At 69.8% G+C, this 23,290-nt stretch carries 14 protein-coding genes; 7 read left to right on the forward strand and 7 right to left on the reverse strand.

All coding sequences use genetic code 11. The features are described from left to right. Positions 1–26 precede the first annotated feature (26 nt). Positions 27–5,303, forward strand: coding sequence for a trifunctional serine/threonine-protein kinase/ATP-binding protein/sensor histidine kinase (locus AC16DP_RS04035; RefSeq protein ID WP_329732414.1), 5,277 nt, complete (start codon positions 27–29; stop codon positions 5,301–5,303). Between the two features lie 12 nt (positions 5,304–5,315). On the opposite strand, the gene AC16DP_RS04040 is transcribed toward AC16DP_RS04035, so the two are convergent. The 5 genes from AC16DP_RS04040 to AC16DP_RS04060 all read right to left on the reverse strand — a co-directional run bounded on the left by AC16DP_RS04040 (position 5,316) and on the right by AC16DP_RS04060 (position 10,545). Further along, complete coding sequence (locus tag AC16DP_RS04040) at positions 5,316–6,518, reverse strand: cytochrome P450 (protein WP_483956633.1); 1,203 nt, start codon at positions 6,516–6,518, stop codon at positions 5,316–5,318. Positions 6,519–6,636: 118 nt separating this feature from the next. Next, the gene (locus AC16DP_RS04045) at positions 6,637–7,260 is read right to left on the reverse strand and encodes an HNH endonuclease (protein ID WP_329732416.1); all 624 of its coding nucleotides are present in this window, start codon (positions 7,258–7,260) and stop codon (positions 6,637–6,639) included. 68 nt (positions 7,261–7,328) lie between these two features. After that, on the reverse strand, positions 7,329–8,630 hold the full coding sequence (locus tag AC16DP_RS04050; RefSeq protein ID WP_329732417.1) for an AAA family ATPase: 1,302 nt from the start codon (positions 8,628–8,630) through the stop codon (positions 7,329–7,331). 387 nt (positions 8,631–9,017) lie between these two features. Next, positions 9,018–9,899, reverse strand: a complete 882-nt coding sequence (locus AC16DP_RS04055; protein WP_329732418.1) for an MliC family protein — start codon at positions 9,897–9,899, stop codon at positions 9,018–9,020. Positions 9,900–9,987: 88 nt separating this feature from the next. Continuing rightward, complete coding sequence (locus tag AC16DP_RS04060) at positions 9,988–10,545, reverse strand: M12 family metallopeptidase (RefSeq protein ID WP_483956634.1); 558 nt, start codon at positions 10,543–10,545, stop codon at positions 9,988–9,990. A 55-nt stretch (positions 10,546–10,600) separates the two neighbouring features. Here AC16DP_RS04060 and AC16DP_RS04065 point away from each other — a divergent pair, with 55 nt between their 5' ends. Both AC16DP_RS04065 and AC16DP_RS04070 read left to right on the forward strand, forming a co-directional pair. Further along, positions 10,601–11,296 carry a hypothetical protein gene (locus tag AC16DP_RS04065; protein ID WP_329732420.1) on the forward strand — a complete coding sequence of 232 codons (696 nt, stop codon included), beginning with the start codon at positions 10,601–10,603 and terminating at the stop codon, positions 11,294–11,296. 54 nt (positions 11,297–11,350) lie between these two features. Continuing rightward, positions 11,351–12,523, forward strand: a complete 1,173-nt coding sequence (locus AC16DP_RS04070) for an FAD-dependent monooxygenase (RefSeq protein WP_329732421.1) — start codon at positions 11,351–11,353, stop codon at positions 12,521–12,523. Between the two features lie 21 nt (positions 12,524–12,544). Here AC16DP_RS04070 and AC16DP_RS04075 read toward each other — a convergent pair whose 3' ends face one another. Continuing rightward, positions 12,545–12,820 carry a hypothetical protein gene (locus tag AC16DP_RS04075; RefSeq protein WP_329732422.1) on the reverse strand — a complete coding sequence of 92 codons (276 nt, stop codon included), beginning with the start codon at positions 12,818–12,820 and terminating at the stop codon, positions 12,545–12,547. 698 nt (positions 12,821–13,518) lie between these two features. On the opposite strand from AC16DP_RS04075, the gene AC16DP_RS04080 reads away from it, so the two are divergent. Beyond that, positions 13,519–14,835, forward strand: coding sequence for a vWA domain-containing protein (locus AC16DP_RS04080; RefSeq protein ID WP_329732423.1), 1,317 nt, complete (start codon positions 13,519–13,521; stop codon positions 14,833–14,835). 12 nt (positions 14,836–14,847) lie between these two features. Here the strand turns inward: AC16DP_RS04080 and AC16DP_RS04085 are convergent, their stop codons facing one another. Continuing rightward, positions 14,848–20,217 carry a trifunctional serine/threonine-protein kinase/ATP-binding protein/sensor histidine kinase gene (locus AC16DP_RS04085; RefSeq protein WP_329732424.1) on the reverse strand — a complete coding sequence of 1,790 codons (5,370 nt, stop codon included), beginning with the start codon at positions 20,215–20,217 and terminating at the stop codon, positions 14,848–14,850. A 303-nt stretch (positions 20,218–20,520) separates the two neighbouring features. On the opposite strand from AC16DP_RS04085, the gene AC16DP_RS04090 reads away from it, so the two are divergent. The 3 genes from AC16DP_RS04090 (at position 20,521) to AC16DP_RS04100 (ending at position 23,239) form a co-directional block, all read left to right on the forward strand. Further along, complete coding sequence (locus AC16DP_RS04090) at positions 20,521–22,116, forward strand: M20/M25/M40 family metallo-hydrolase (protein WP_329732425.1); 1,596 nt, start codon at positions 20,521–20,523, stop codon at positions 22,114–22,116. Between the two features lie 63 nt (positions 22,117–22,179). Beyond that, positions 22,180–22,887, forward strand: a complete 708-nt coding sequence (rpiA, locus tag AC16DP_RS04095; RefSeq protein ID WP_329732426.1) for a ribose-5-phosphate isomerase RpiA — start codon at positions 22,180–22,182, stop codon at positions 22,885–22,887. Positions 22,888–22,969: 82 nt separating this feature from the next. After that, complete coding sequence (locus AC16DP_RS04100; protein WP_329732427.1) at positions 22,970–23,239, forward strand: GlsB/YeaQ/YmgE family stress response membrane protein; 270 nt, start codon at positions 22,970–22,972, stop codon at positions 23,237–23,239. Positions 23,240–23,290 lie beyond the last annotated feature (51 nt).

The following is a 23,290-nucleotide window of genomic DNA, read 5'->3' on the forward strand; positions in this document are numbered from 1 at the left end:
GCGGCTCCCAGCCCAGGACGCCCGAGATGCTGAACATCCCAGGTTACACGCCACGAGGCGTCGTCAAGTCGACTGGCATGAACCTGCTGCTCCACGCCGTGCGCGACGCGGACGGGCTCCCGCTCATCCTCAAGACGCCGGTGGCCTCCTCCCCGGGCTCCCGCGAGCGCGAGCGCTACCAGCGTGAGTTCGGCATCCTCCAGCGGCTCCGGGACGTGCGCGGCATCTCCCGGGCCCTCGCCTGCGAGCAGTTCCAGGAGCGCCCGGTGCTGCTGCTGGAGGAGATCGAGGGCATTCCCCTGTCCGAGCTCACCGGCCAGCCCTTCAACGTGCTCCGCGTCCTGGAGATGGCCATCTCCCTGGCCTCGACCCTCGCGGGGCTCCACCGCCGGGGCATCATCCACAAGGACATCAAGCCCTCCAACATCATCCTCACCCCCTCGGGCGACACCCACCTCATCGACTTCGGCATCGCCAGCCTCCAGCTCGTCGAGCACGTGGACGCGCTGCAGGCGTCCTTCATCGAGGGGACGCTGGCGTACATGTCCCCGGAGCAGACCGGGCGCATGAACCGCTCGGTGGACTACCGCACCGACTTCTACTCCCTGGGCATCACGCTCTATGAGCTGCTGACGGGCAGCCGCCCCTTCCAGGGACGCGACCCGCTCGAGTGGTTCCATGCCCACATGGCGCTCGCGCCGCAGCCCCCGCTCGAGCGGGTGAAGGAGCTGCCGCCCGTCCTGTCCGCCATCGTCCTGAAGCTGCTGGCCAAGGTGGCCGAGGAGCGCTACCAGAGCGCCGAGGGGCTGAGGGCCGATCTGGAGCGCTGCCGCGACGGCCTGCTCCGCAACGAGCCGGAGGACTTCCCGCTCGGCGTCCACGACGTGCCCACCCGCTTCCAGCTCCCGCAGCGGCTCTACGGGCGCGACACGCAGGCCGCCGCCCTGCTCCAGAGCTTCGAGCGCGTGGCCCGGTATGGCCGGCCGGAGCTCGTCCTGGTGCACGGCTACTCCGGCATCGGCAAGTCCTCGGTGGTGCACGAGCTGCACAAGCCGGTGGTGCGCCAGCGCGGCTTCTTCCTCAGCGGCAAGTTCGATCAGTTCCAGCAGGACATTCCCTATTCCACCCTGTCCCAGGCCCTCCGCGCGCTGACGCAGCAACTGCTCTCGGGGACGGACGAGGAGCTGACGTGCTGGCGCGAGCAGTTGCACCAGACCCTGGAGGGCCATGGCCAGGTGCTCGTGGACGTGGTGCCCCAGTGGGAGCTCATCCTCGGCAAGCAGCCGCCCGTCCCGGAGCTGCCGCCCGTCGAGGCGCAGCACCGCTTCAACCGCGTGTTCCGCAGGCTCCTGGGCGTGTTCGCCACGCCCGAGCATCCGCTCGTCCTCTTCCTGGATGACCTCCAGTGGGCCGACCTCGCCAGCCTCCAGCTGCTCCAACACCTGCTCACCCACCCGGATGCACCGCCCGTGCTGCTGCTCGGGGCCTACCGGGACAACGAGGTGGGCCCCACCCATCCGCTCGCGCTGACGCTGGAGGTGGTGCGCAAGGCCAACGCCTGGGTGACGGACCTCCCGCTCGAGCCGCTCGCGCTGGAGGACGTCCAGCGACTGGTGGCGGACACGCTCCCCGGCGCGGGGGCGGACCTCATCGAACCGCTCGCGGCCCTGGCCCGGGAGAAGACCGGCGGCAACCCCTTCTTCCTGCTGCAGTTCCTGCTCACGCTCAACCAGGACGGCCTGTTGGCGCGCACCTCCGAGGGCTCCTGGCGGTGGGACGCCGAGGGGGTCCGGGCCCGGGGCTACTCCGACAACGTCGTGGACTTCATGGTGGGCAAGCTGCGCCAGCTCCCCCATGGCACCCAGCACCTGCTGCGGCTCGCCGCCTGCGTGGGCAACACCTTCTCCCCGCGCATCCTGCTCGTCATCTCCCACATGGCGGAGACGGCCGAAGTGGAGAAGGGGCTGGAGCCCGCGCTCCAGGAGGGCCTGCTGATGAGCGCCGGCCCCGGGCAGTACCGCTTCCTGCATGACCGCATCCAGCAGGCGGCCCATGCCCTCATCCCCGAGGCCCAGCGCAAGGCCGTCCACCTGCACATCGGCCGCCTGCTGCTGGCGAGCCTGTCGCCCGAGGAGGTGCACGAGAAGCTCTTCGACGTGGTGGGCCAGCTCAACGCCGGCGCGGAGCTGCTCTCCGAGCCCGAGGAGCGCCACCGCGTGGCCCGCCTCAACGCCGAGGCCGGTGGGAGGGCCAAGGCCTCGACCGCCTTCCGCTCGGCCGTCGTCTATCTGTCCACGGCCTTCCACCTGCTCCCCGGAGACCCCTGGGAGACCGCCCCCGCGCTGGCCTTCAAGCTCCGGCGCGACCAGGCGAGCTGCGAGCTCATGAGCGGCAACGCCGCCGAGGCCCGCCGCCTGCTGGAGGAGCTCCTGCCCCGGGCGCGCACCCGCGCGGACATGGCGGCCGTCTACCGCTTGAAGAGCGGCATCCACCTCGCCGCCGGCGAAATCCACGCCGCCACCACCTGCCTCGTGGAGTGTCTGGCCCGGATGGGCCTGCCCATCTCTCCGCACCCCACCTGGGAGGAGGTGGCCGCCGCCAACGACGAGGTCCAGGCCCTGCTGGGCGAGCGCCCCATCTCCAGCCTCATCGACCTGCCCCGGATGACGGACCCGGACCTGGAGGTGGTGATCAGCGTGCTCTCCACGCTCTCCGCGCCCGCGTCCTTCTTCGACCGCAACCTGTTCATCCTCCACCTGTGCCGGATGGTCTCCCTCGTCCTGCGCCACGGGATGACCGAGGCGGCCGCCTATGGGTTTGGCTGGTACGGCGCGGTGCTGGGCTCCGCCTTCGGGCGCTACCCGGAGGGAGATGCCTTCGGCCAGCTGGCCTGCGCGCTCGTCGAGCGCTACGACCTGACCGCCTTCCGCAGCCGGATCATCTACCTCATGGCGATGATCACCTACTGGACCCGGCCCCTGTCCGGGACGCTGGAGCCGCTGCGCAGGGGCTTCCAGCTCGCGCTGCAGGGCAGTGAGTTCCAGACGGCCTGCTATTGCTGCATCAACATCCTCACGGACCGCTTCGCCGTGGGGCACCCGCTGGACGAGGTGTACCAGGAGTCCGTCGCGCGGCTCGCCTTCGTCCGCAAGGCGGGCTTCCAGGACGTGCAACACATCCTCCACCACATCCAGCGGCACGTGCAGGACCTGCGCGGTGTCTCGCGCGCGTTCGGCTCGCTGAGCGGGGAGGACTTCGACGAGGAGTCCTTCGAGGCCGGGCTGTCACCCCAGCGCATGAGCACCATGCGGTGCTTCTATTGGATCCTCAAGATGCGCTCGCGCTACCTGAGCGGGGCCTACGCGGAGGCGCGCGAGGCGGGGGCGCGGGCGGCCGAGCTGTCCTGGGCCATGCTCGTTCAACTCCAGGCCCTGGACTTCCACCTCTACCGCGCCCTGACGCTGGCGGCCAGCTTCGGCGAGTTGAGCCCGGAGGAGCAGCGGCAGGCGCTGGAGACGCTGCGGGAGACGCAGCACCGGCTGGCCGGGTGGGCCCGCAACGTCCCCTCGACCTTCCGCGCGCCCGAGCGCATGGTCTTCGCGGAGCTCGCCCGCCTCACGGGCCGCGAGAAGGAAGCCCTGCACGCCTACGAGGAGGCCGTCCAGTCCGCTCGCGAGCATGGCTTCCTCCAGAACGCCGCCCTGGCCAACGAGCTCGCGGCCCGTTACTGGCGCGAGCGGCAGGTGCCCACCATCGCCGAGGCCTACGCGTCCAAGGCCCGCGAGGCGTACCTGCGCTGGGGCGCCCACGGCAAGGTGCGGCACCTGGACGCCGAATGGCCGTCCCTGGCCACCACCGCGTCCGCCTCCGATGCGACCTTCTCGGACACGAGCTCGACGCAGCTCCTCGACGCGCTCACGGTGGTGAAGGCCCAGCAGGCCATCTCCGGGGAGATCGTCCTCGAGCGGCTGGCGGCCACGCTGCTGCGGGTGGCCATCGAGAACGCGGGCGCCCAGCGCGGCGCCCTGTTGCTGCCCCACGGCAACACGCTCTCGGTGGTGGCCCACTCGGGCGCGGTGCCCGAGGGCTCCCCGGACGAGACGCCCCTGCCGTGGACCGTCCTCTCCTACGTCAAGCGCACGCGCGAGCACGTGCTCATCGGCGATGCCTCCCAGCCCCACTCCTTCTCGTCGGATGCCTGGCTCGAGCGCGGGAAGGCCCGCTCCCTGCTGTGCCTGCCCCTGCTGCGCCAGGAGGAGTTCCGCGGGATGCTCTACCTGGAGAACAGCCTCACCACCAACGCCTTCACGCCCGCGCGCCTCTCGCTGTTGGGACAGCTCGCCTCGCAGGCCGCCATCTCCATCGAGAACGCGCGGCTGTACGCCGACGTGCAGCGCGCCGAGAGCGCCCTGCGCCGCGCCAACGACGAGCTGGAGCGGCGGGTGGACGAGCGGACGCGGGAGCTGCGGCAGGCCCAGGCCCAGCTGGTGGAGACGGCGCGCGCGGCGGGCATGGCCGAGGTGGCCAACAACGTGCTCCACAACGTGGGCAACGTGCTGACCAGCGCCATCGTCAACGTGCAGATGATGAACCAGACGGTGGCCACCTCGCGCCTGGGGCGGTTGAAGCAGGTGGCCAGCATGCTCGCGGACCACCGGCGGGCGCTGGCGGACTTCCTCGCCCGGGATCCGCGCGGCTCCCTGCTGCCGGAATACCTCTCCGAGCTCTCCGATGAGCTGCTCCACGAGCAGACGGTGTTGAAGGAGGGCCTGGAGGCGACGACCCAGCACGTCGAGCACATCCGCGCCATCGTCAAGGTGCAGCAGAGCTATGCCGGGGACACGCTCGTCACCGAGGAGTGCGATCTGCCCCTGGTCGTCGAGGAAGCACTGAGCATCCAGATGCCCACGCTCAAGAGCCATGGCATCAACGTGGTCCGGGAGCTCTCCACGCTGTCCCGGACGCGGTTGGACAAGCACAAGGTGCTGCAGATCCTCATCAACCTCATCACCAACGCCAAGAACGCCATGGCCGCGCTCCCCCCGGGCCAGCGCCACCTGTACGTGCGGCTCGACGCGCGCGAGGACGTGGCGCGCATCCAGGTGGTGGACAACGGCATCGGCATCGCGCCCGAGGTGCGCGACCGGCTCTTCCGCCAGGGCTTCACCACGCGCGAGGACGGGCATGGCCTGGGGCTGCACTCCAGCGCGCTGGCCGCCCGGAAGCTGGGCGGGCGCCTCACGCTGGAGAGCGAGGGGCCGGGCAAGGGCGCCACGGCCACGCTGGAGCTGCCGCTGGTGTAGCGGGCCCCCGGCTCAGCCGAGCACGAGCGGCAGCGACTTGTAGCCGAGGCTCACCGGGGCGAACCCCTGCCGCACCGCGGCGCCCGCTCCCCGGCCGAGCGCCGGGAACCGGTCCAGGAACGCGTTGAGCGTGACGCGCGCCTCGAGCCGGGCCAGCGGCGCACCCAGGCAGAAGTGCGTCCCCAGCCCGAAGCCCAGGTGCTGCGCGTTCGTCGGGCGCTCGGGCCGGAAGGAGTCCGGATCCTCGAAGACGGAGGGATCCCGGTTGGCCGCCCCGTAGACCATGTCGACGATCTCCCCCGCGGCGATCTCCACGTCGCCGATCTTCACCGGCCGCGTCGTCACCCGGGGGAAGCGCTGCACCGGGCTCTCGTAGCGCAGCACCTCCTCGATGATGGGCTCCACGAGCGAGCGATCCTCGCGGGCCCGGCGCCAGAGCTCCGGACGATCCGCGAGCAGGGCCAGCATGTTGCCGATCAGGTTGGTGGTCGTCTCGTTGCCCGCGACGAGCAACACGGCGGCGAAGCTGCGGATCTCCAGGTCGGTGAGGGCCTCGCCCTCGACCCGGGCCTCCACGAGCGCGGAGAGCAGATCCTCGGCGGGCTGGGCGCGGCGCGCGGCGATGGCCCGGTCCAGGTACTCCGCCATCTCCTGCATCTTGCGCATGCGCTCCTCCTTGGACAGGCCGACGTAGGCGACCACGGCCTCGGACCAGAGCTTGAAGGACGGATAGTCCTGGTCGGGCACGCCCAGCATCGCGGCGATGACCCGCATGGGCAGGGGGACGGCGTACGCGGACATGAGCTCCACGGGGCCTTTGCCCGTGGTGTCGAGCAGCTCGTGGGCGAGGCGGCCAATCCACTCCGACAGCGAGGCGATGCGCTGCGGGCTGAACGCCTTGCTCACGAGCCGCCGCATCCGGGTGTGGTAGGGCGGGTCATCGTGCAGGAGCGCGAAGCGGGGCATCGTCTTGAACACCGGCGGCGTCTGCGAGGAGAACGTGGCGGGGTCGCGGATGGCGGCGAGGACATCGGCGTGACGGAGCAGCGCCCAGGCGTAGAGCGGCTCGGTCCGGCCCGTGAGCGGCCCCGCGGGGAGCCTCAGGTAGCGCACCGGGTTGGGGCCCTGGAAGGCCCGGTAGGCGGGGTAGGGGTTGGAGATTCCCTCGGGGGTATTGAGCACGTCGGGCGAGAGCGGAGCGGACATGCGGAGCATCTGACCGCAGGGGGCTCCTGGGCGGCAATAGCCGGGTGGCCCGGGCGGGGACCCGCCCGGTGAAGCCGCCTGTCCCTGGAGGGGGCAGCGGTCGCCAGGCGGTGGACGGGACAGCCGCTCAGAGGGCGCCACCTGAGCGTTGGACGGGTTGTGTCCGTGCATCGAAACAGGCGCCAGGTGTGCCCTCGAACGCGGTGATGAACCGCTGGCGCATATCGAGATCCGAGGCGAAGACGGTCATCCAGATGGACCAGAACCCGAGCGCGGTTGCCTGCCTGACGATGAGCCTTCTCGTGATCTCACTGTCGTTCTTGGAGAGATCCTCTCGGGCTTCTTCTGCTCTACCCCATGCATCGAGGCGCTGCTTCCAACGTCGATCACTGGCCGCTGGATCATGGGTCGGGGTCTTGTGGAGCCCCGTCAGGTGGATCGTCCGTTCCGCGACCTCTTTTTGCGCGGCCGTCAGGTGGGGCGCTGGACCCACGAGTCCATCCTCGGAGTACGCAAAGGCACGCGCGGTGTTGTCACTGTCAGGCCAGAAGTAGTCCCCCAGCTTCAGATCCTCGTCGCCCTTGGTGCTGTTGCAGTTCACGCATGCCAGGAGGAAGTTGTTCCAGTCCAACCTGAGCGCTGGATGGTGGATCTTCGGGAGGATGTGCTCCACCGCGAGGCTCGCGTTGATCTTCCGCTCGCAGAACGAGCAGTAATCGCCGATGCGCTTGATGAGCTCACCTCGCGCCATGGCATATTCCGAAAACGGGCGCGGGGTGCCGTCGGGATCCAGGGGCCAGGGTCCCCGTTCCACGGGCCTCATTCATCGTCCCCCGGGAGATTCGCCGCGCGCCGCTTCATCTCGAGGAACGCGTGATAGGCGACGTCGTCGCTGAAAGGTGCCGAGAGCTCATCCAACCGCTGTTTGAGCTCGGCGAGCCTGGGGCCCTTGGCGCCCTTGGCCTCCTCGAGCGCTTCGTAATAGGCGCGGGCCGCGTCCATCATCTGCTGGTGCCTGAAGCTGCGCTGGGGAACCTCGACCCCCATGACCGCCTCGGCGATGTCCTCGATGCTCCGGCTCGGCAACGACTCCCGGTTCCGGTCATCCAGGTTGATGAGCTCATGGGCTCGTAAGGATTGGATGATGAAGGGAGAGTGCGTCGTGGCCACGAACTGGATGGAGGGGAAGACGTTCCTGAGATCATCCACGATCTCTCGCTGCCAGAGCGGATGCAGGTGCAGGTCGAGCTCGTCAATCAAGACGATGCCAGGTGTTTTCAGGGCGGCTTCCTCGCGCAGGTGGGGATTGAGGGTGGCGGCTCTGTAGGCGATGTCCCCCACCATGGCGAGGATGTTCCGAACACCATCACTCAGCATCTCGAAGGGAAGCTGGGTGTGCGGGTTGCGAGCCACCAGACTTCCGAGGCGGAAGTCATAGAGCACGGTGTCCCAGCCGCGCAGACAGCGGACGATCGAGCGCCTGACGGATTCGAGTGTTTCGAGCGCCCCCCGCTGCAGTTGGATGAGCTCCATGGTCTTGAACCAGGAGACGAACGCTTTGTGATTCGACGTTGGATCGAGGCACCCACGGTATCCCCGGAGCCTGGAGCCGGGTTTCAACACTCGAGCGCCATCCGAGGAGCTCGAACGCCGCTCGCGCCTTTGCAGCCATAGGCGTCCCGTGCCGTAGTAGGAGAGAAGCGGGAGGGTGATGGGCTGTCCTGCCTTGACCTGCTCACCCCATTCTCCGGCGAGCTGGGCCAGATTGCTGGAGCCACCATGCGTGGTGTGTTTCTTGGGCCCTTCGAGGGTGCGTGTCCATTCGATACGGTCGTCGTCGACAATCCCCTCGCACGTGACCTTCACCGGGTAGAGCCGCTCCAGCGTGGGGACTTCACCCAGGCCATGGGTCACACGGCGCACGTCGTCTCCGTGGATGCCTGGGGGCGACGCGCCATCGAGCCCGAGGAAGAGCGCGCCCGCGCCGATCGCGAGTGCATCCAGGACAGCCGTTTTTCCGGCGCCGTTATCGCCGATGAGGACGTTGAAGGAGGGTGCGAGATCGAAAGTACGAGACTCGAAGCTGCGAAAATTCTTGAGTGTGAGGCGCTCGATCCTCATCCGTACTCCTGCTCCGCATGGATACCCGGTTGGCCTGTGGCACCGCGGGGAGACCACGAGCGTACGTCAAAGCCCAGGACACTAGGTCCGCCGCCCCGGCTGTCCAGTTTGTTTCTCCAATGTTTCCGACACCTTGGGAGGTGTCGTGTCGTGGGGGGGATGCGTCAGACCCGGATGGGAAGAAAGCGGCTCCCATGACCCATCCCGCCCCGGCTCCCATTCGCGTCGGAACCATCCTGCGAGAGACCTACGAGCTCATCTCGGAGCTCGGGAAGGGAGGCATGGGCTCGGTCTTCCTGGCCCAGCACCTCGGGTCCGCCAGTACTGGGCGCCCCATGGCCTCAGCCTCTGAGGTGGCCCGAGCACATGTGCGCGCGGTCGGCGCACTCAGGGGGTCCCTCGGGTCTCGGGCGCGCCCAGCCCTCTCGTCTCGGGTGAGAGCTCGATCCGGAAGATGTGCCAGCGGCGTTGCTCTTCCGTCGAACCGGGGACGTCGTTGATGCGCCGGAGCGTGACGGTTCCCGATTGGTGGAGCTCGTTCCCGGCCTTGAACCGCCCGTAGATGACCACCGGGACCTGGACATAGACCGAGCCCGCAGCGCCCTCGGGCCGGCCAGGCGCGCCGACCTGGGCGTGGTAGCTGGCGTAGCGGTCGAAGTCGGCGGCGAACCCGGCTTCCGTGCGTTGGCTGGCCTTTCCGTCATCCGACCAGAGCCGCCAGGCGTCGCCGTACTTCCCGGCCTCGAGCAGCGCGAAATAGGTCTGCACCACATCGCCCGCGGCCTGTGGGCTCTTCGGTCCCGTGGGTGCTTCCGACAGTGGGGTGCGATCGTCCGGCAGTCCGCCGGGCGCCCCGGGAGGTGGCGGCGAGACGGGGGCGTCGACGGAGACCCGGCACACCACGCCCGGATCGCTGGCGAGCTCTTCACCGGGCTTCAGCTGGCTCAGGGTGGCGTGGGTGCCCCGGGTCCACCACTGCAGGCCCGGGCCCGTGTAGCGCGCACCGCTCGCGGCTCGCGCGGCCTTCAGTGGATGGGTCCGGCCGTTGCGCTCCACCACCGCGGTGCCGGCGCCCGGGTAGTCCGCCCGGAGCGTCTCGCCATTCTCGCAGACGTAGGTCCAGATGCCGGGCCCGGGGTTCACGGGCGCCGCCGCGGCAGGCGCTGGCGACGATGGAACGGTCTGGGACTCCGGTGCGTGCTGACAGCCCGCGAGCATCAACACCAGCGCGGCCGGGGCGATCCTGTTCGAGGTGCTTCGGGTTGGCATTCTGCTGGTCACGATTCACCTCCACGCTTCATGTCTGTCATCAACGACTCGGCGATGGCCCGCGACCGTTGCTACCACGGGCACTCCGTCAGTGGCACTGATACAGCTTGTTGATCTTCTTGACGTCCAGAGCCGTCAGGCCTGCCTTGCGAGGGGGCGCCATGAGCTGCACGCCTGCTTGTCTGGGCACGAGGGTGGGAGTGGGGGGCTCATTGACAGAACGGTAGGTGCCTTCCACATGCATGATGGATGCATGGTCATAGGGAAGGTCTTGCGTCGTGCACTGCTGGCACACGTTGAAGTCGCGCGAGTAGTCGGGGTGGACGTTCCGGAGATTGATTTTGACATACGGGTCGCGATCGGGCCGTTGGCGCTCATCGTAGAAGCCCAGGGCGTGCATGAGCTCGTGCATGGCGATGCCGGTGTTCCCACAGGCGAGCCCGAGGCTGAACTCCGGCGTGTCGGTGGGCGCGCATCCGGCCGGGGAATCCGGCCACCAGCACCACGGTCCGCAGGGCCTGGAAGCTCCCCGGCCGGCGCGGGAGAGCGTCATGCGAAAAATCAGGCCGTGACGTTTCGGATGGAGCTGGCGAGGCGCTCGGGTGCAATCGATGAGCATGAAAGCCTCGCCAGGATGGGATTTCATGTGTACACGAAGCGTCCGCTGCCTTTCACCCGTTGTCCGTCTGATTGGATGAACCATGACCTCGCGTAGAGGATTCGATGTTCAGAGCCGTGCACTGATCGCGGCCGCATTCCTGGCCCTCTGGCCCGCGGTGGGCTCCGCGGCGACCCGCCTGCTGATCACCTCCGTGTATCCGGAGCCCTCCACGGGACGGCTCCATGTGTATGGCGAGGGTTTCGGGGCGACGGCCCCTTCCGCCGTCTTCGCGGGGCTGCCCGTCTCGGTGGTGTTCTCTTCGGAGACGACGCTGACCCTCGCCATTCCGTTTGGACTGCTCAACATCCCGGGGACCTATCTCGTCAGCGTCTCGCGTGGGTCCCTGCCGGAGGAGAACTCCGCGCTGGGTGTGACGGTCGGTCAGCAAGGCCCCAAGGGAGATACCGGTCCAGCCGGGCCCATGGGGCCCGCGGGGCCCGCGGGGCCCGCGGGGCCCAAGGGAGACAAGGGAGACAAGGGCGACACCGGTCCGATGGGCCCGGCCGGAGGCGGCGCGAATTGCGCCTCGCAGTCCTCGACCGGGTGGAGCCATGAAGGTGCTGTCTTCGGCCCCACGGAGCCCACGGGGGGAACCGTGACCGTTCCGGCCCTGGTCGCGAATGAGGTCTTCGTCGAGCGCTACTACGTTACCCGGGGTGGCACCGCCAAGTTTCTCATCCAGTGCCGCAACGGCGTCTCGTACGTCCTGGACGTGTTCGAGTACCGGAACTATTGACGCGGTAACGGGTCTCCGCCGAGGTCCGTTCCCGCTGCACGGGGGGAGGGCCTCATGTCGTCACGCGGAGTCGTCATCATCGGCGGGGGGATGGGCGGGCTGAGTGCCGCCATCGCCCTGCGTCAGGCCGGTCTCGAGGTCGCGGTGTACGAGCGGGCCGAGGCGTACCGGCCCGTGGGCGCCGGGCTGTCACTCTGGTCCAACGCGATGCGGGCCTTCGATGCCCTGGGGCTGGCCGGGAAGGTGGCCGGCGTGGGGGCCTCGTGGCGTGAGACGGTGATGCACCGCTGCGATGGCCAGGTGCTCTCCCGCCTGGCCGTGGAGGAGCTGTGCCGGGAGGTGGGCCAGCCCACGGTGGGGTTGCTCCGCGCGGAGCTCCAGCAGGTGCTGCTGCGGGAGCTCGGGCCGGACGGGGTGCACCTGGGCGCCGCCTGTACGGGCTTCCACGTCGAGGGCGAAGAGGTCCACGTCACCTTCGCCGATGGCCGGCGGGTGACGGGCTCTTGCCTCATCGGCGCGGACGGGCTGCACTCGGTGGTCCGCCAGCGGTTGTTCCCGGAGGTGCGGCCGAAGTACAGCGGCCGGACCTCCTGGCGCGGGGTGGTGGACGTCGCCTCCGAGGTGATTCCCGAAGGGAGCCAGTTCGAGATCTACGGTCCGGGGGCCCGCTTCGGCATCTGTCACCTCGGCCGGAGTCCGGAGGGCACGTGGCGGATGTACTGGTTCCTGCTGGCGCCCGCGCCCGAGGGCGGACAGGACGCGCCGGGAGGCCACCAGGAGGCGGTGCTCGGCCACGTCCGGGGCTGGATGGAGCCCGTCGAGCCGCTGGTCCGTGCCACGGCGGAGTCCCACATCCTTCGCACGGACATCCACTACCTGGAGCCGCTGCCGCGCTGGGGCGAGGGCCCGGTCACGCTGCTGGGTGACTCGGCGCACGCGATGGTGACCGACATGGGCCAGGGGGCCTGCCAGGCCATCGAGGACGCCGTGGTGCTGGCGAAGCTGCTGCGCCAGGACTCCGACCGCGTCCGCGCGCTGCGCGCCTACGAGGCGAGACGCCGGCCTCGCACCGCGCACATCGCCGCGCTGAGCCTGCGCTCGGGATCCATCCGCTACCTGCGCAACCCGGTGGCGCGGTGGGGGAGGGACCTGCTGATGCGGGCCCTGCCTCCCTCCGTGGCGCTCCAGCAGCTTCGTCTCGCGGTGGGCTTCGACTTCCTGGCGTAGTCCCTCCGCTCTTCGCGTGGGCTATTTCGACTGCTCGGCGAGGTACTCGTCCACCTGCGTCTCCAGCTCGCGGGCCGCGGAGGGGGAGACCCGCGAGAGGATCTGCCATTCCAGCTCCAGGTCCCGGACGATCTCCGGACGGACATAGGACATGGGGTCACCGTCGTACGTCATCTGATAGCCCGTCTTCGCATCCGTCTGGGTGGAGCCGGGGTGGGGCGCGGTCCGCCCGATGGTGGTGTAGCTGGCGCGGAACGCGTTCACCACGACGCGGCCGTCCGCGAGCTCCTTGAGCACGACCCAGCAGCAACAGCCCGACCAGCATCCCCCCGGACAGCCAACGCGCGCGGTGCATCCAGTTCTCTCCCGACGTGGATGAAGCGGAATGCGCCTGGAACGCGCGGTCGCGACTCGCATATCGCCCCTCGGGCACCTCTTACTGCTCCACGGCAATTTTCTCCTGTAAGTCTTACCGACTTCGGGACAGGTTCCGCCCTTCATCGAAAGACAAGCGCTTGAAATCACGGGCCTTTGTCCCTGGAGGCCGGCTGGCACGCGGGATGCTCTATGTCCAGGCAAGAAGTCAGCGGGGCAGGGCGGGTGGGGTGGTCGGGCAGGGCGGGGTCGGGTGGGGCTGGGAAGCGTACGACGGGCGGGACGGGGTCGGGGTCGGTCGGGGGCGGCGGGTTGGTGGGGGTGGGGGTGGGGTTGTCGGGGTCGGGAAGAGTTTGACGGGCAGGGCGTTGTCGGGGGCAGCACAGCGGTCCTTCGGGGGCAGTACGGGGAAGTGGGTCGGGGAGGAGCTACGGGGGTGGCTCCTCCCCGATTTTTTTTTCTGGCGCATGAGCCCTGGCCGCTCGGTTTTCCGTGGTGGAAAACCGTGAGCGCCGGGTGCCGCGTCCGGAGTCTCTCCCCGCGCGCGGGCGGTGAATCGCGAGGCAAGGCGCTTGCAGTCGCGCCGCTCCGATTCCTCATCCCCTCACCCGGAGACAGACATGAGACACAAGCCGTTCGCTCTCGGCGCGCTGGTGGCGGCCCTGGCCCTGCTCTCGGCCTGTGGTGCAGCAGGCGACTCTTCGGAAAATGGCTCGGGCGGTGGTTACTCCAGCCCGCCTGATGAGTCACCCCGGAGCGGTGGCGACTCGGGAGACGTGGCGGTGCCGGGAGGCTCGGGCTCCCCGGAGCCGGGCCAGGGCGGCTCCACCCCGTCCCCCGGGCAGCTCACCGCCGGAGACTGGGACGACAACCTCAACTTCTCCTTCTTCCAGAAGTACCTCACCGAGGCGCCCCAGGGCATGCCCGCGCACCCCAGCACGGATCGCATCCTCATCACCGTGCGTGACGAGGACGGCATCCCCGTCCCCAATGCGCGCGTCACCGTGGGGGATGCCGCGGGCAAGCGGCTCGAGGCGCCCACGGCCACCGACGGCCGGCTGCTCTTCCTGCCCACGCAGGATGGCGCGCAGGGCACCGGGAGCTTCTCGGTGACGGTGTCGCCTCCGCCCGGCCAGCCGGGCACGCCCGTCACCACCACCGTGGAGGGCACCGCGTGGAACGTCACGCTGCCGGGCGCGCGCGGCGTGCTGCCCACCGAGCTGGACGTGGCCTTCGTGGTGGATGCCACCGGCAGCATGGGGGATGAGATCAGCTACCTGAAGGCGGAGATCCAGAACATCGTCGACTCGGTGCGCGGCGCCTACCCGGACGTCTCGGCGCGCTTCGCGCTGGTGATGTACCGCGACGACGGAGACGCGTACGTGGTGCGGCCCTTCGACTTCACCGCGGACGTGGCCGTCTTCCGGCAGCGGCTGTCGGAGCAGTGGGCGGAGGGCGGTGGCGACTACCCCGAGGCCATGGAGCGCGGGCTGGGCGCCATCCACCAGCTCTCGTGGCGCACCGGCAACACCGCGCGCCTCACCTTCCTGGTGGCGGACGCGCCGACGCACGTGCAGAACTACCAGGCCTTCCTGCGCGAGGCCAACCGCGCCCGCCTCTCCGGCATCAAGGTGTACCCGGTCGCGGCGAGCGGCGTGGCCGACGAGGCCGAGTACCTGATGCGCGTCGCCGCCCAGCTCACCCTGGGCCGCTACATCTTCCTCACGAATGACTCGGGCATCGGCGACTCGCACGCGGAGCCGCACATCCCCTGCTACCAGGTGCAGCTCCTCAAGCACCTGCTGGTGCGCGCCATCGGCTCCGAGCTGGCGGGACGGCGGCTGCCCGCCTCGGGGACGGAGATCCTCCGCTCCGTGGGCAACCCCGCGCAGGATGGCTCCTGCACGCGCGCGGATGGGACGGTGACGTACCTCTGAGCCACGGGGACGTCAGCTCCGGAGCCGGGGACGGGCGAGCTCACCGGGAAGCACGACGGTGAACTCGGCGTACTGCCCCTCCTCGGACTCCACGCGCAGCTTGCCGCCGAGCGTGACGACGATGATGTCGTGGCTGAGGGACAGGCCCAGCCCGGTGCCCTCGCCGGTGGGCTTGGTGGTGAAGAAGGGGGTGAAGAGTTTGTTGCGCACCGAGGCGGGGATGCCGTTGCCGTTGTCGCGCACGCGGATCTCCACCTCGTTGCCCGTCCAGTGGGTGGAGACCTTCAAGCGGGGCTGACCGTCCGTGTCGCGGTCCGCCTTCTGCTGGGCGGCGTAGCAGGCGTTGTCCAGCAGGTTGAGGATGACGCGGCTGAGGTCCTCGGGCACCAGGTGGCAGGGGGGCACGGTGTCGTCGAAGGCCACGTCGAAGGCCACGTGGCGCGGAGGGCGCCGGGCCCTCAACCCATGGTCCACGAGGCGCACGGCGTCCTCCACCAGCTGGTTGATGGAGATGGCCCGGCGCTCGCCCCGGTTGTTGCGCGCGTGGCGCAGCATGCCGTTGATGATGCCGCTGGCGCGCTGCTGGTGCTCACACACCTTGGTGAGGTTCTGCTCCAGCTCCTGGAGAAGGGAGCCGGGGTCCTCGTGCTTCTGCACCGACTCGCGCAGCTCCTGGAGCAGCTCCAGGGAGAGCTCGGAGAAGTTCTTCACGAAGTTGAGGGGATTCTTCAGCTCGTGGGCGATGCCGGCGGTGAGCGAGCCGAGGGAGGCGAGCTTCTCCTGGGTGATGATTTGGGCCTGCATGGCGCGCAGGCTCTCCAGGGCGCCCTGGAGCTCGGCGTTCTTGGAGTGGAGCTGCTCGGTGCGCTCCTGGACGCGGTGCTCGAGGGTGCGGTGGGACTTCTCGAGCTTGCGGTAGAGGCCGGCGTTCTCCAGGGAGATGGCGGCCTGGGCCAGGAGCATGCCCACGGCCTTGAGGCGGTTGGAGTTGAAGGCGCCCGCGGTGAGGTTGTTCTCCAGGTAGACGAGGCCGAGCAGCTGCTTGCGGTGGAGGATGGGGACGCAGAGGACGGAGCGGACGTGGTGGAGGGAGACGTAGGGCTCGGAGCGGAAGGGCTCCTGGGAGGAGGCATCGTCGAGGAGCAGGTGGGTGCCGGTGGAGAGCACCAGCTCGGCGATGGTGTGGCAGAGCGCGCCGCTCTGGGCCATGCGCTCGACGGGGAGCAGGGGAGCGCTGCCGTGGCCCAGCTCGCCGGAGGCCTCGACGAAGAAGTCCTCCTCGCGCTGGAGGACGAGGACGCCGCGCTGGGCGCCGGTGCTCTCCATGAGGATGTCGATGAGGTTGGCGGCGAGCTGGGGGAAGTGCAGCTCGCTGGAGATGGCCTGGGAGGCCTTCATCACCGAGGAGACGTCGAGCACCTCGGCCAGTGAGTCCGTGCTGGACAGGTCGGGGTTGGACGGGAGCTCCGAGAGGCCCGCCTGCTGGAGCTTGTGGTCCCAGGCCCGGAGGCTGGAGCTGTAGGCATGGAGGAGGTGGGCCTGCTCGGCGGCGAGGAGGTGCACCTTGCCGGCCGCGCCCCAGCGCTCGTAGGCGTTGAGGGCTTCCACCAGGTAGGCGGAGGCGAGGGGAAGACGGTTGAGCTCCGCCTGGAAGCGGCAGGCCTGCTCACAGGCAATGGCCTCCACGCTGGTGAAGCCGCTGGCGCGCGCGGCGGCGATGGCTTCCTCGTAGCGGGTGTGGGCCTCGACGTGCTGCCCCTTCACGCGGGCGAGCTCCGCGCGGACCAGCAGGTGGTAGGGCGAGAAGTTCTCCTGCGCGCGCTGGGCGCACTTCTCCAGGTACGCCCGCTGCTGCTCCAGGGCCGCCAGCAGCTCCTGCTTCCGGTCCTCGCTGGCACCCGGGTACACCGCCGCCGCGCTCAGCGCCGAATAGAAGGCGTGCGTGGTCAGCAGGAAGGCCCCGGGCATGGCGCGCATGTAGACCGCGCCTTCCCGCGCCAGGGCGAGCGCCTCCTCGTGCTGGCGGAACAGGTACCGCTGCTCCAGCTGCACCTGGGAGATATAGGCCATGGCGGCGGCCCCGAGCCGGGTGGGGAGGGGCTCCCGCGAGGACTCCTCCTCCGGGGCCCCGGTGAGCTGCAGCAACGCCCGCCGGAAGGTCCGGAGCACCTGGAGGTTGGAGGTGTCCTTCTGGGCGGAGATCTGCTCGATGAAGCGCTGGTTCTCCGCCAGCACCTCCTGGAGCGACTCTCCCAGGGCGAGCCGCCGCCAGGACAGGAAGGTGAAGCAATGTCCCGCGTGCTGCCAGTCCCCACTCTCCAGGAGGACCTTGTAGGCCTGCGCGAGCTGGGGGATGCCGGTGCGCGCGCTCTTCGTCCAGTGCTCGATGTAGCCCGCGTGGATGTAGAGGGCACGGGCCTGCTGCATCGGATCCTTCAGGCGCGTGGCGAGCTCGTGGGCGAGCAGGCTGAAGCGCCGGCCGGTGGCGGGGTCGTCGCGGAGCGTCGAGACGACGAAGCCATAGGCGGCGTAGCCATAGGGCGAGAAGCGGCTGTTGCCGTGCTCCAGGCTCAGCCGCACCTGCCGGAGCGTCAGCAGGACGAGCAGCCGCTGGGAGACGAAGTAGGAGGCGATGACGATGGCGCCCAGCAACTCGGCGGCGAGCTTCGCGGTGGGATCGCTCATCGCGGGCAGGTCGAGCAACGACTCGATGTGCCGGCCTTCCAGCGCCGTCTCCACCCGCCGCAGCTCCACGGCCAGGGTGGCGTCCTCGGGCTCGGAGGGGATGTCGATTCCGAGCAGGCGCAAACCCTCGAGGCCGAGCTCCAGGGACTCGGCATGCCGGTCGTTGAGGGTGCTCAGGATGGCTTGCAGGCAGAGGACACTGGCGCGTTGGGCCGGGGTGCGCGCCTGGGCGAGCAGGGCGGAGAAGCCGGAGGCCGCCGCTTCGATTTCCCCCGTGAGATAGAGGGACTCGGCGAGCTCCTTCCGCAGCGCGAAGGTCCGCTCGTGCTCCTGCTCGAGGTCGGCGGGAGGGATGAGTCCGGCACCGGTCCGGAAGAGCTCACAGGCGGTGCGGTAGGCGCCCGAGCTCTTCGCCCGGCGTCCCGCCGCGAGGTGGAGGTCGGCCAGCTCCAGCCGCAGCGCGTCCGGGCCGATGCGCTCGGGCGCGTGGCCCAGGTGCGGCAGGATGGTGAACATCCGCTCGTCGAGCGTCTTCGTGGCGCGGGCGTCCTCGTACAGACGCAGGCCCACCTCCAGGTGCCGCGCGGTGCGCTCGTTCTCGGGGACGAACGAGTAGGCGGCCTGCCGGACGCGGTCGTGCTGGAAGCGGAAGGAGACGTCCAGCTCCGTGGGATCCACCGCGCCGCCCTGGGGGTCCAACAGCACGTAGTCCTTGCCGAGCGGGAGCACGAGCCTGCGCTCGATGGCCGTCCAGAGGGCGCGTGCCGTCTCCGCCGCCGAGGCTCCATGGGCCACCATGAGATCATGGAAGCCGAACGTCACGCCCAGGAACGCCGCGGATTGGAGCAGGGCGCGGGTGTCCTCGGGCAGCCGCTGGCTCTCGGCCACCATGAGCGCGGCCAGGTCTTCCGGGAGCCCCTGGGACTCGATGCGGGCGAGGTCCCACTCCCAGCGGCGGCTGCGCGGGTCGAAGCGCAACAGGTCGCGCTCGTGCAGGAAGCGGAGGAACGTCTTGACGGAGAAGGGGTTGCCGCCCGTCCAGGCGTGGATGAGGCGGGCCAGCTCCAGCGCGCGCTCGGCTTCCACGGAGGTGCTCTCGCACACCATCCGGGCGACCTCCTTGAGACCGAGCGGCGCCAGGTGGAGCTGCTCCCAGGGAGTGCCGGTGGCGCGCAGTTCGTCGAGCGCGAGGGAGAGCGGATGCTCCGGGGAGACCTCCGCATCGCGGTAGGTGCCCACGAGCAGCAGGTGCTGGGAGGACGTATCCCGGGCGAGGCTCCGCAGCAGCGTGAGCGTGGCGGTGTCGGCCCACTGGAGGTCATCCAGGAAGAGCGCGAGTGGATGCTCGGGTGTGGCGAAGGCTTGCAGCGTGCGTGCGAGCACGAGGTTGAGGCGGTTCCTGGACTCGGAGGAGGAGAGCGGGAGGGACGGAGGTTGTTCGCCCACCAGGGCGCGGGTGTCGGGAACGGCCTCGACGAGGGCGGAGAGGTTCGCCCCGAGCACCTCCTGGAGCCGCTCGCGCATGAGGGCCGTCTCCGCCTCGCCCGCCCCGAGCGTCTGCCGCACCAGGTCCTGCAGGGCCTGCTGGACGGCATCGAAGGGCTCGCTGTGGAGGAGCTGGTCGCACTTGCCCATGGCCACGCGCCCGCGGCTGGCGGCCGTCACGCGGTACAGCTCGTTGACGAGCGAGGACTTGCCGATGCCCGCCGGGCCGGAGATGAGCAGCAACTGGCCCCGGCCGGCGGCGGCGCGCGCATACATCCGGGTGAGCAGGGCCACGTCCGCGTCGCGCCCATGCAGTCCCTGGGGCGGGCGGTACTGGTGGGGCTGGTCCGCCAGGCCCAGGGGAGAGGACGGCGGCGAGCCGCCCTCGCGCAGCTGGCGCTGGCACTGCTCGAGGTCGGCGATGAGGCCCCAGGTGCTCTGGTAGCGCTCCTCGGGCGCCTTGGACAGCAGCTTGAGGATGATGGCCGCGACGCGCTCGGGCACCTCGGGGTTGAGCTCTCGGGGCGAGGGCGGCACCTGGGCCACGTGCGCGTGCAGCAACTCCAGGGGCGAGTGGGTGATGAAGAGGCGGCGGTCGGTGAGCAGCTCGAAGAAGGTGGCGCCCAGGGCGTAGAAGTCCGCGCGGGAGTCCACGCCCCGGTTCATGCGTCCGGTCTGCTCGGGCGCCATGTAGGCCAGCGTGCCCGTCAGGTGCGTGGGCAGCTCGGGAGTCACGGCCTCCAGCGACAGCCCCACCGAGAGCGAGAAGTCGGTGATCTTCAGCTCGCCGGTGGTGGGGTTGACGATGATGTTGTGGGGCTTGATGTCCTTGTGGATGACGCCGTGCTGGTGGATGTGCCCCAGGGCCGCGCTGATGCGCACGGCGAAGTCCAGGAAGGTGCTCACCTCCAGGGGCCCGCGCTCGTCCAGCAGGTGGCGCAGGGAGATGCCGCCAAAGTCCTCCAGGACGAGCGCGGCCCGGTCGGGGAACTCCTCCAGGCCCAGGACGCGGAGGATGCCGTCACCCTCGACACGGCGGGCGATGGCGTACTCGCGGCGCAGCTCCAGGGTGCGGCGGCGGTCGAGATAGTCGCTGGTGGTGAGCTTGAGGATGACCGGGCACTGGTCCCTGAGCCGCGTGGCGCGGAAGAGGGTGGAGCGCTGGCTGGAGTGGAGTTGCTCGTGAAGGGTGTACCCCGCCCGGTGTGCCACGGCTGCTCCTTCGAGGTTCAGCGGCTGTCCAGTCGCTGGAAGGCCACGCCCCGAGGGCATGGTCATCCACCCTCTTACCTCCGCGAGTGCTCGGCCGCTGTGGCCTGGATCACACCCCCCGGGAGGACGGCGTCACAAGGACACGGCTGACAGCTCAACGGCCTCGGCGGCACCCCAGAACCACTCCACGCGGGCGCGGGGTGCACCCGCGCGAGTCGCCGGAAATGATCCGCCCGGCCGGGTGTTGGGGGCCGCGCCGTTTTTTCCGTGCCCGGGCTCCTCCGGGCCGAAAGCGAGTCCTCCATGCGCCGTTCTCCTCGTACTCCGCTCCTCGCCGCGCTCGCCCTCATCGCCTCCGCCGCCCAGGCCGAAGCACCCGCTCCGACCGGGGCGAGCTGGTGGAAGCACGTGGAGTTCCTCGCCAGCGACTCGCTGGAAGGCCGCGACACGGGCAGCGAGGGCTATCGCAAGGCCGCGGCCTATGTCACCGAGCAGCTCTCGGCCGCCGGAGTGAAGCCCGGAGCCGGCGAGAGCTACCTCCAGGAGGTGGCGTTGGTGTCGCGCCGGCTGGTGGAGGAGCGCTCGCGCCTGTCCCTGGTGCGCGGGGGCAAGGAGACGCGGCTGACGCTCGGCAAGGAGGCCATCATCTCCTCCCGCACGGGCGAGGCGGGCTCCGTCGATGCCCCCCTGGTGTTCGTGGGCTACGGCCTCACCATCCCCGAGGCCGGTCACGAGGACCTCGCGGGCGTGGACCTCCAGGGGAAGATCGCCGTCGTCCTCCAGGGAGGCCCCGAGAAGGTCTCGGGCGCGCTGCGAGCCCACCACGGCTCCACGAGCGAGCGGGTGAAGGCGCTGAAGCAGGCGGGGGCGGTGGGAATCGTCATGCTGCAGAACCCCAAGCTGGTGGAGGTCCCCTGGGAGCGGGCCGCCGGGGCGCGCAAGCAGCCCGCGATGATGTTCGCCGACCCCGCCCTCAACGATGACCAGGGGCTGAAGCTGAGCGTCGTCGTCAACATGGCCCACGCGCAGAAGCTGTTCGCGGGCGCGCCGCACACCTATGACGCGCTGGTCGCGCTGGCGAACGCGGACAAGCCCCTGCCGAAGTTCGAGCTGCCCTCGCGCCTGAAGGCCGAGGTCGCCTTCGAGACCTCCCCGGTCCAGGCCGCCAACGTGGTGGGCATCCTGCCCGGGAGCGATCCGAAGCTCGCGAGCGAGTACGTGGTCATCTCCGCGCACCTGGACCACGTGGGCATCGGCGAGCCGGTGAGGGGGGACCGCATCTACAACGGCGCCATGGACAACGCCTCGGGCGTGGCGGCGGTGCTCGAGGTGGCGCGGGCGCTCCAGGCCTCGCCGGAGAAGCCGAAGCGCTCGGTGCTCTTCGCGCTGGTGATGGGCGAGGAGAAGGGCCTGCTGGGCGCGAAGTACTTCGCGGCCCGTCCCACCGTGCCGGCGGCGGGGCTGCTGGCGGACCTCAACATGGACATGTTCCTGCCGCTCGTGCCCTTCACCCACGTGGTGGCGTACGGCCAGGAGGAGTCCACGCTCGGCGCGTCACTCGAGCAGGTGGCGGCGGCCCACGGGGTGACGGTGCTGCCGGACCCGCAGCCCAACCGCATGGGCTTCGTGCGCAGCGACCAGTACGCCTTCATCCGCGAGGGCGTGCCCGCGCTGGCCTTCAAGTTCGGCGCCGTGCCGGGCTCCCCCGAGGAGAAGACGCTGCGCGGCTGGTACTCCGAGCGCTACCACGCGCCCTCGGATGACCTGGCCCAGCCGGTGGACAAGGAGGGCGCGGCGAAGTTCGTCCGGCTGCTCGCCGGCCTCGCCCGCACCGTGGCCAACGCCCCTGAGCGCCCCCACTGGAACGACACCAGCTTCTTCCGCCGCTTCGCGAAATAGCCCCACCCACCCCGCCACGTTGCTGGACACGGGCGCGGTGCAGATCTGAAGGGAGTGTCCGCCATGTCCACGACCGGAGAGGGAGACGTCGCCCGCTACAAGCGCCAGGCCGCCGAGCGGGCGGTGGAGTCCATCCAACCGGGCATGGTGGTGGGGCTCGGCTCGGGCAGCACCGCGGCCTTCGTGGTGCACCGGCTGGCGGCCCTGCGCGCCGAGGGGAATCTGACGGACGTGGTGGGCGTGCCCACGTCGGTGGGGACGGAGGAACTGGCGCGCGCGTCGGGGGTGCCCCTCACCACGTTGGAGGAGCACCCGGTGCTGGACCTCACCATCGACGGGGCGGACGAGGTGGATCCGGCGCTGCGGCTCATCAAGGGCGGGGGAGGGGCGCTGCTGCGCGAGAAGATCGTCGCCCAGGCGAGCCGGCGGGTCCTCATCGTGGTGGACGCGGGCAAGCTGTCGCCCCGGCTGGGGACGCGCTGGCCGGTGCCGGTGGAGGTGCTGCCCTTCGGCTGGCGCTCGCAGGCGCTCTTCCTGGAGGGGCTCGGCGCGCGCATCACCCCGCGGCGGGGGCGGGACGGGGCGCTCTCCCGGACGGACCAGGGCAACTTCATCCTCGACTGCGCGTTCGGTCCCCTCGAGCAGCCGGAGCAGCTGGCCACGCGGCTGGAGGCCCGGGCCGGCATCGTGGGGCATGGCCTGTTCATCGGCCTGACCTCCGAGCTGGTGGTGGCCGGTCCCTCGGGGGTGGAGCATCGCCGGCCGAAGTGACGCTCTCCTGGCTGCCTGTCCCCTCGGCTCCGCGTGCTCGGGTGCTTACTTGTAGGGGGACTCGCACTCGAGGGTACTTCTCATGACCATCGAAACACTCGTCATCTGGCTTGTCGTCGGCCTCATCGCGGGCTGGTTGGCCTCGGCGGTGGTGGGCGGCGGTTACGGCATCGTGGGAGACATCGTCGTCGGCATCGTCGGCGCGTTCATCGGTGGCTGGCTCTTCCGGGCACTTGGCATCGGCGCACCCGGAAGCGGCATCGTGTCCACCATCATCGTCGCCTTCGTGGGAGCGTGTGTCCTGCTCCTGCTGCTCAGGGCGATCCACCGCACGCGCTACCGCGCGACATGAGGTGAATGCTGGGGGAGAGGGGGCCCGAGCCTCACAGGGGCTCGGGCATCC

The organism is Archangium sp. (assembly GCF_057119385.1).

Excerpts from the sequence above, each read along its gene's own strand:
- AC16DP_RS04065 (WP_329732420.1), top strand. The coding sequence starts at position 10,601 with ATGACCTCGCGTAGAGGATTCGATGTTCAGAGCCGTGCACTGATCGCG.
- AC16DP_RS04060 (WP_483956634.1), bottom strand. The coding sequence starts at position 10,545 with ATGAAATCCCATCCTGGCGAGGCTTTCATGCTCATCGATTGCACCCGA.
- rpiA (WP_329732426.1), top strand. The coding sequence starts at position 22,180 with ATGTCCACGACCGGAGAGGGAGACGTCGCCCGCTACAAGCGCCAGGCC.
- AC16DP_RS04040 (WP_483956633.1), bottom strand. The coding sequence starts at position 6,518 with ATGCTCCGCATGTCCGCTCCGCTCTCGCCCGACGTGCTCAATACCCCC.
- AC16DP_RS04050 (WP_329732417.1), bottom strand. The coding sequence starts at position 8,630 with ATGAGGATCGAGCGCCTCACACTCAAGAATTTTCGCAGCTTCGAGTCT.
- AC16DP_RS04090 (WP_329732425.1), top strand. The coding sequence starts at position 20,521 with ATGCGCCGTTCTCCTCGTACTCCGCTCCTCGCCGCGCTCGCCCTCATC.
- AC16DP_RS04080 (WP_329732423.1), top strand. The coding sequence starts at position 13,519 with ATGAGACACAAGCCGTTCGCTCTCGGCGCGCTGGTGGCGGCCCTGGCC.
- AC16DP_RS04055 (WP_329732418.1), bottom strand. The coding sequence starts at position 9,899 with ATGCCAACCCGAAGCACCTCGAACAGGATCGCCCCGGCCGCGCTGGTG.
- AC16DP_RS04035 (WP_329732414.1), top strand. The coding sequence starts at position 27 with ATGCTGAACATCCCAGGTTACACGCCACGAGGCGTCGTCAAGTCGACT.
- AC16DP_RS04100 (WP_329732427.1), top strand. The coding sequence starts at position 22,970 with ATGACCATCGAAACACTCGTCATCTGGCTTGTCGTCGGCCTCATCGCG.
- AC16DP_RS04045 (WP_329732416.1), bottom strand. The coding sequence starts at position 7,260 with ATGGCGCGAGGTGAGCTCATCAAGCGCATCGGCGATTACTGCTCGTTC.
- AC16DP_RS04070 (WP_329732421.1), top strand. The coding sequence starts at position 11,351 with ATGTCGTCACGCGGAGTCGTCATCATCGGCGGGGGGATGGGCGGGCTG.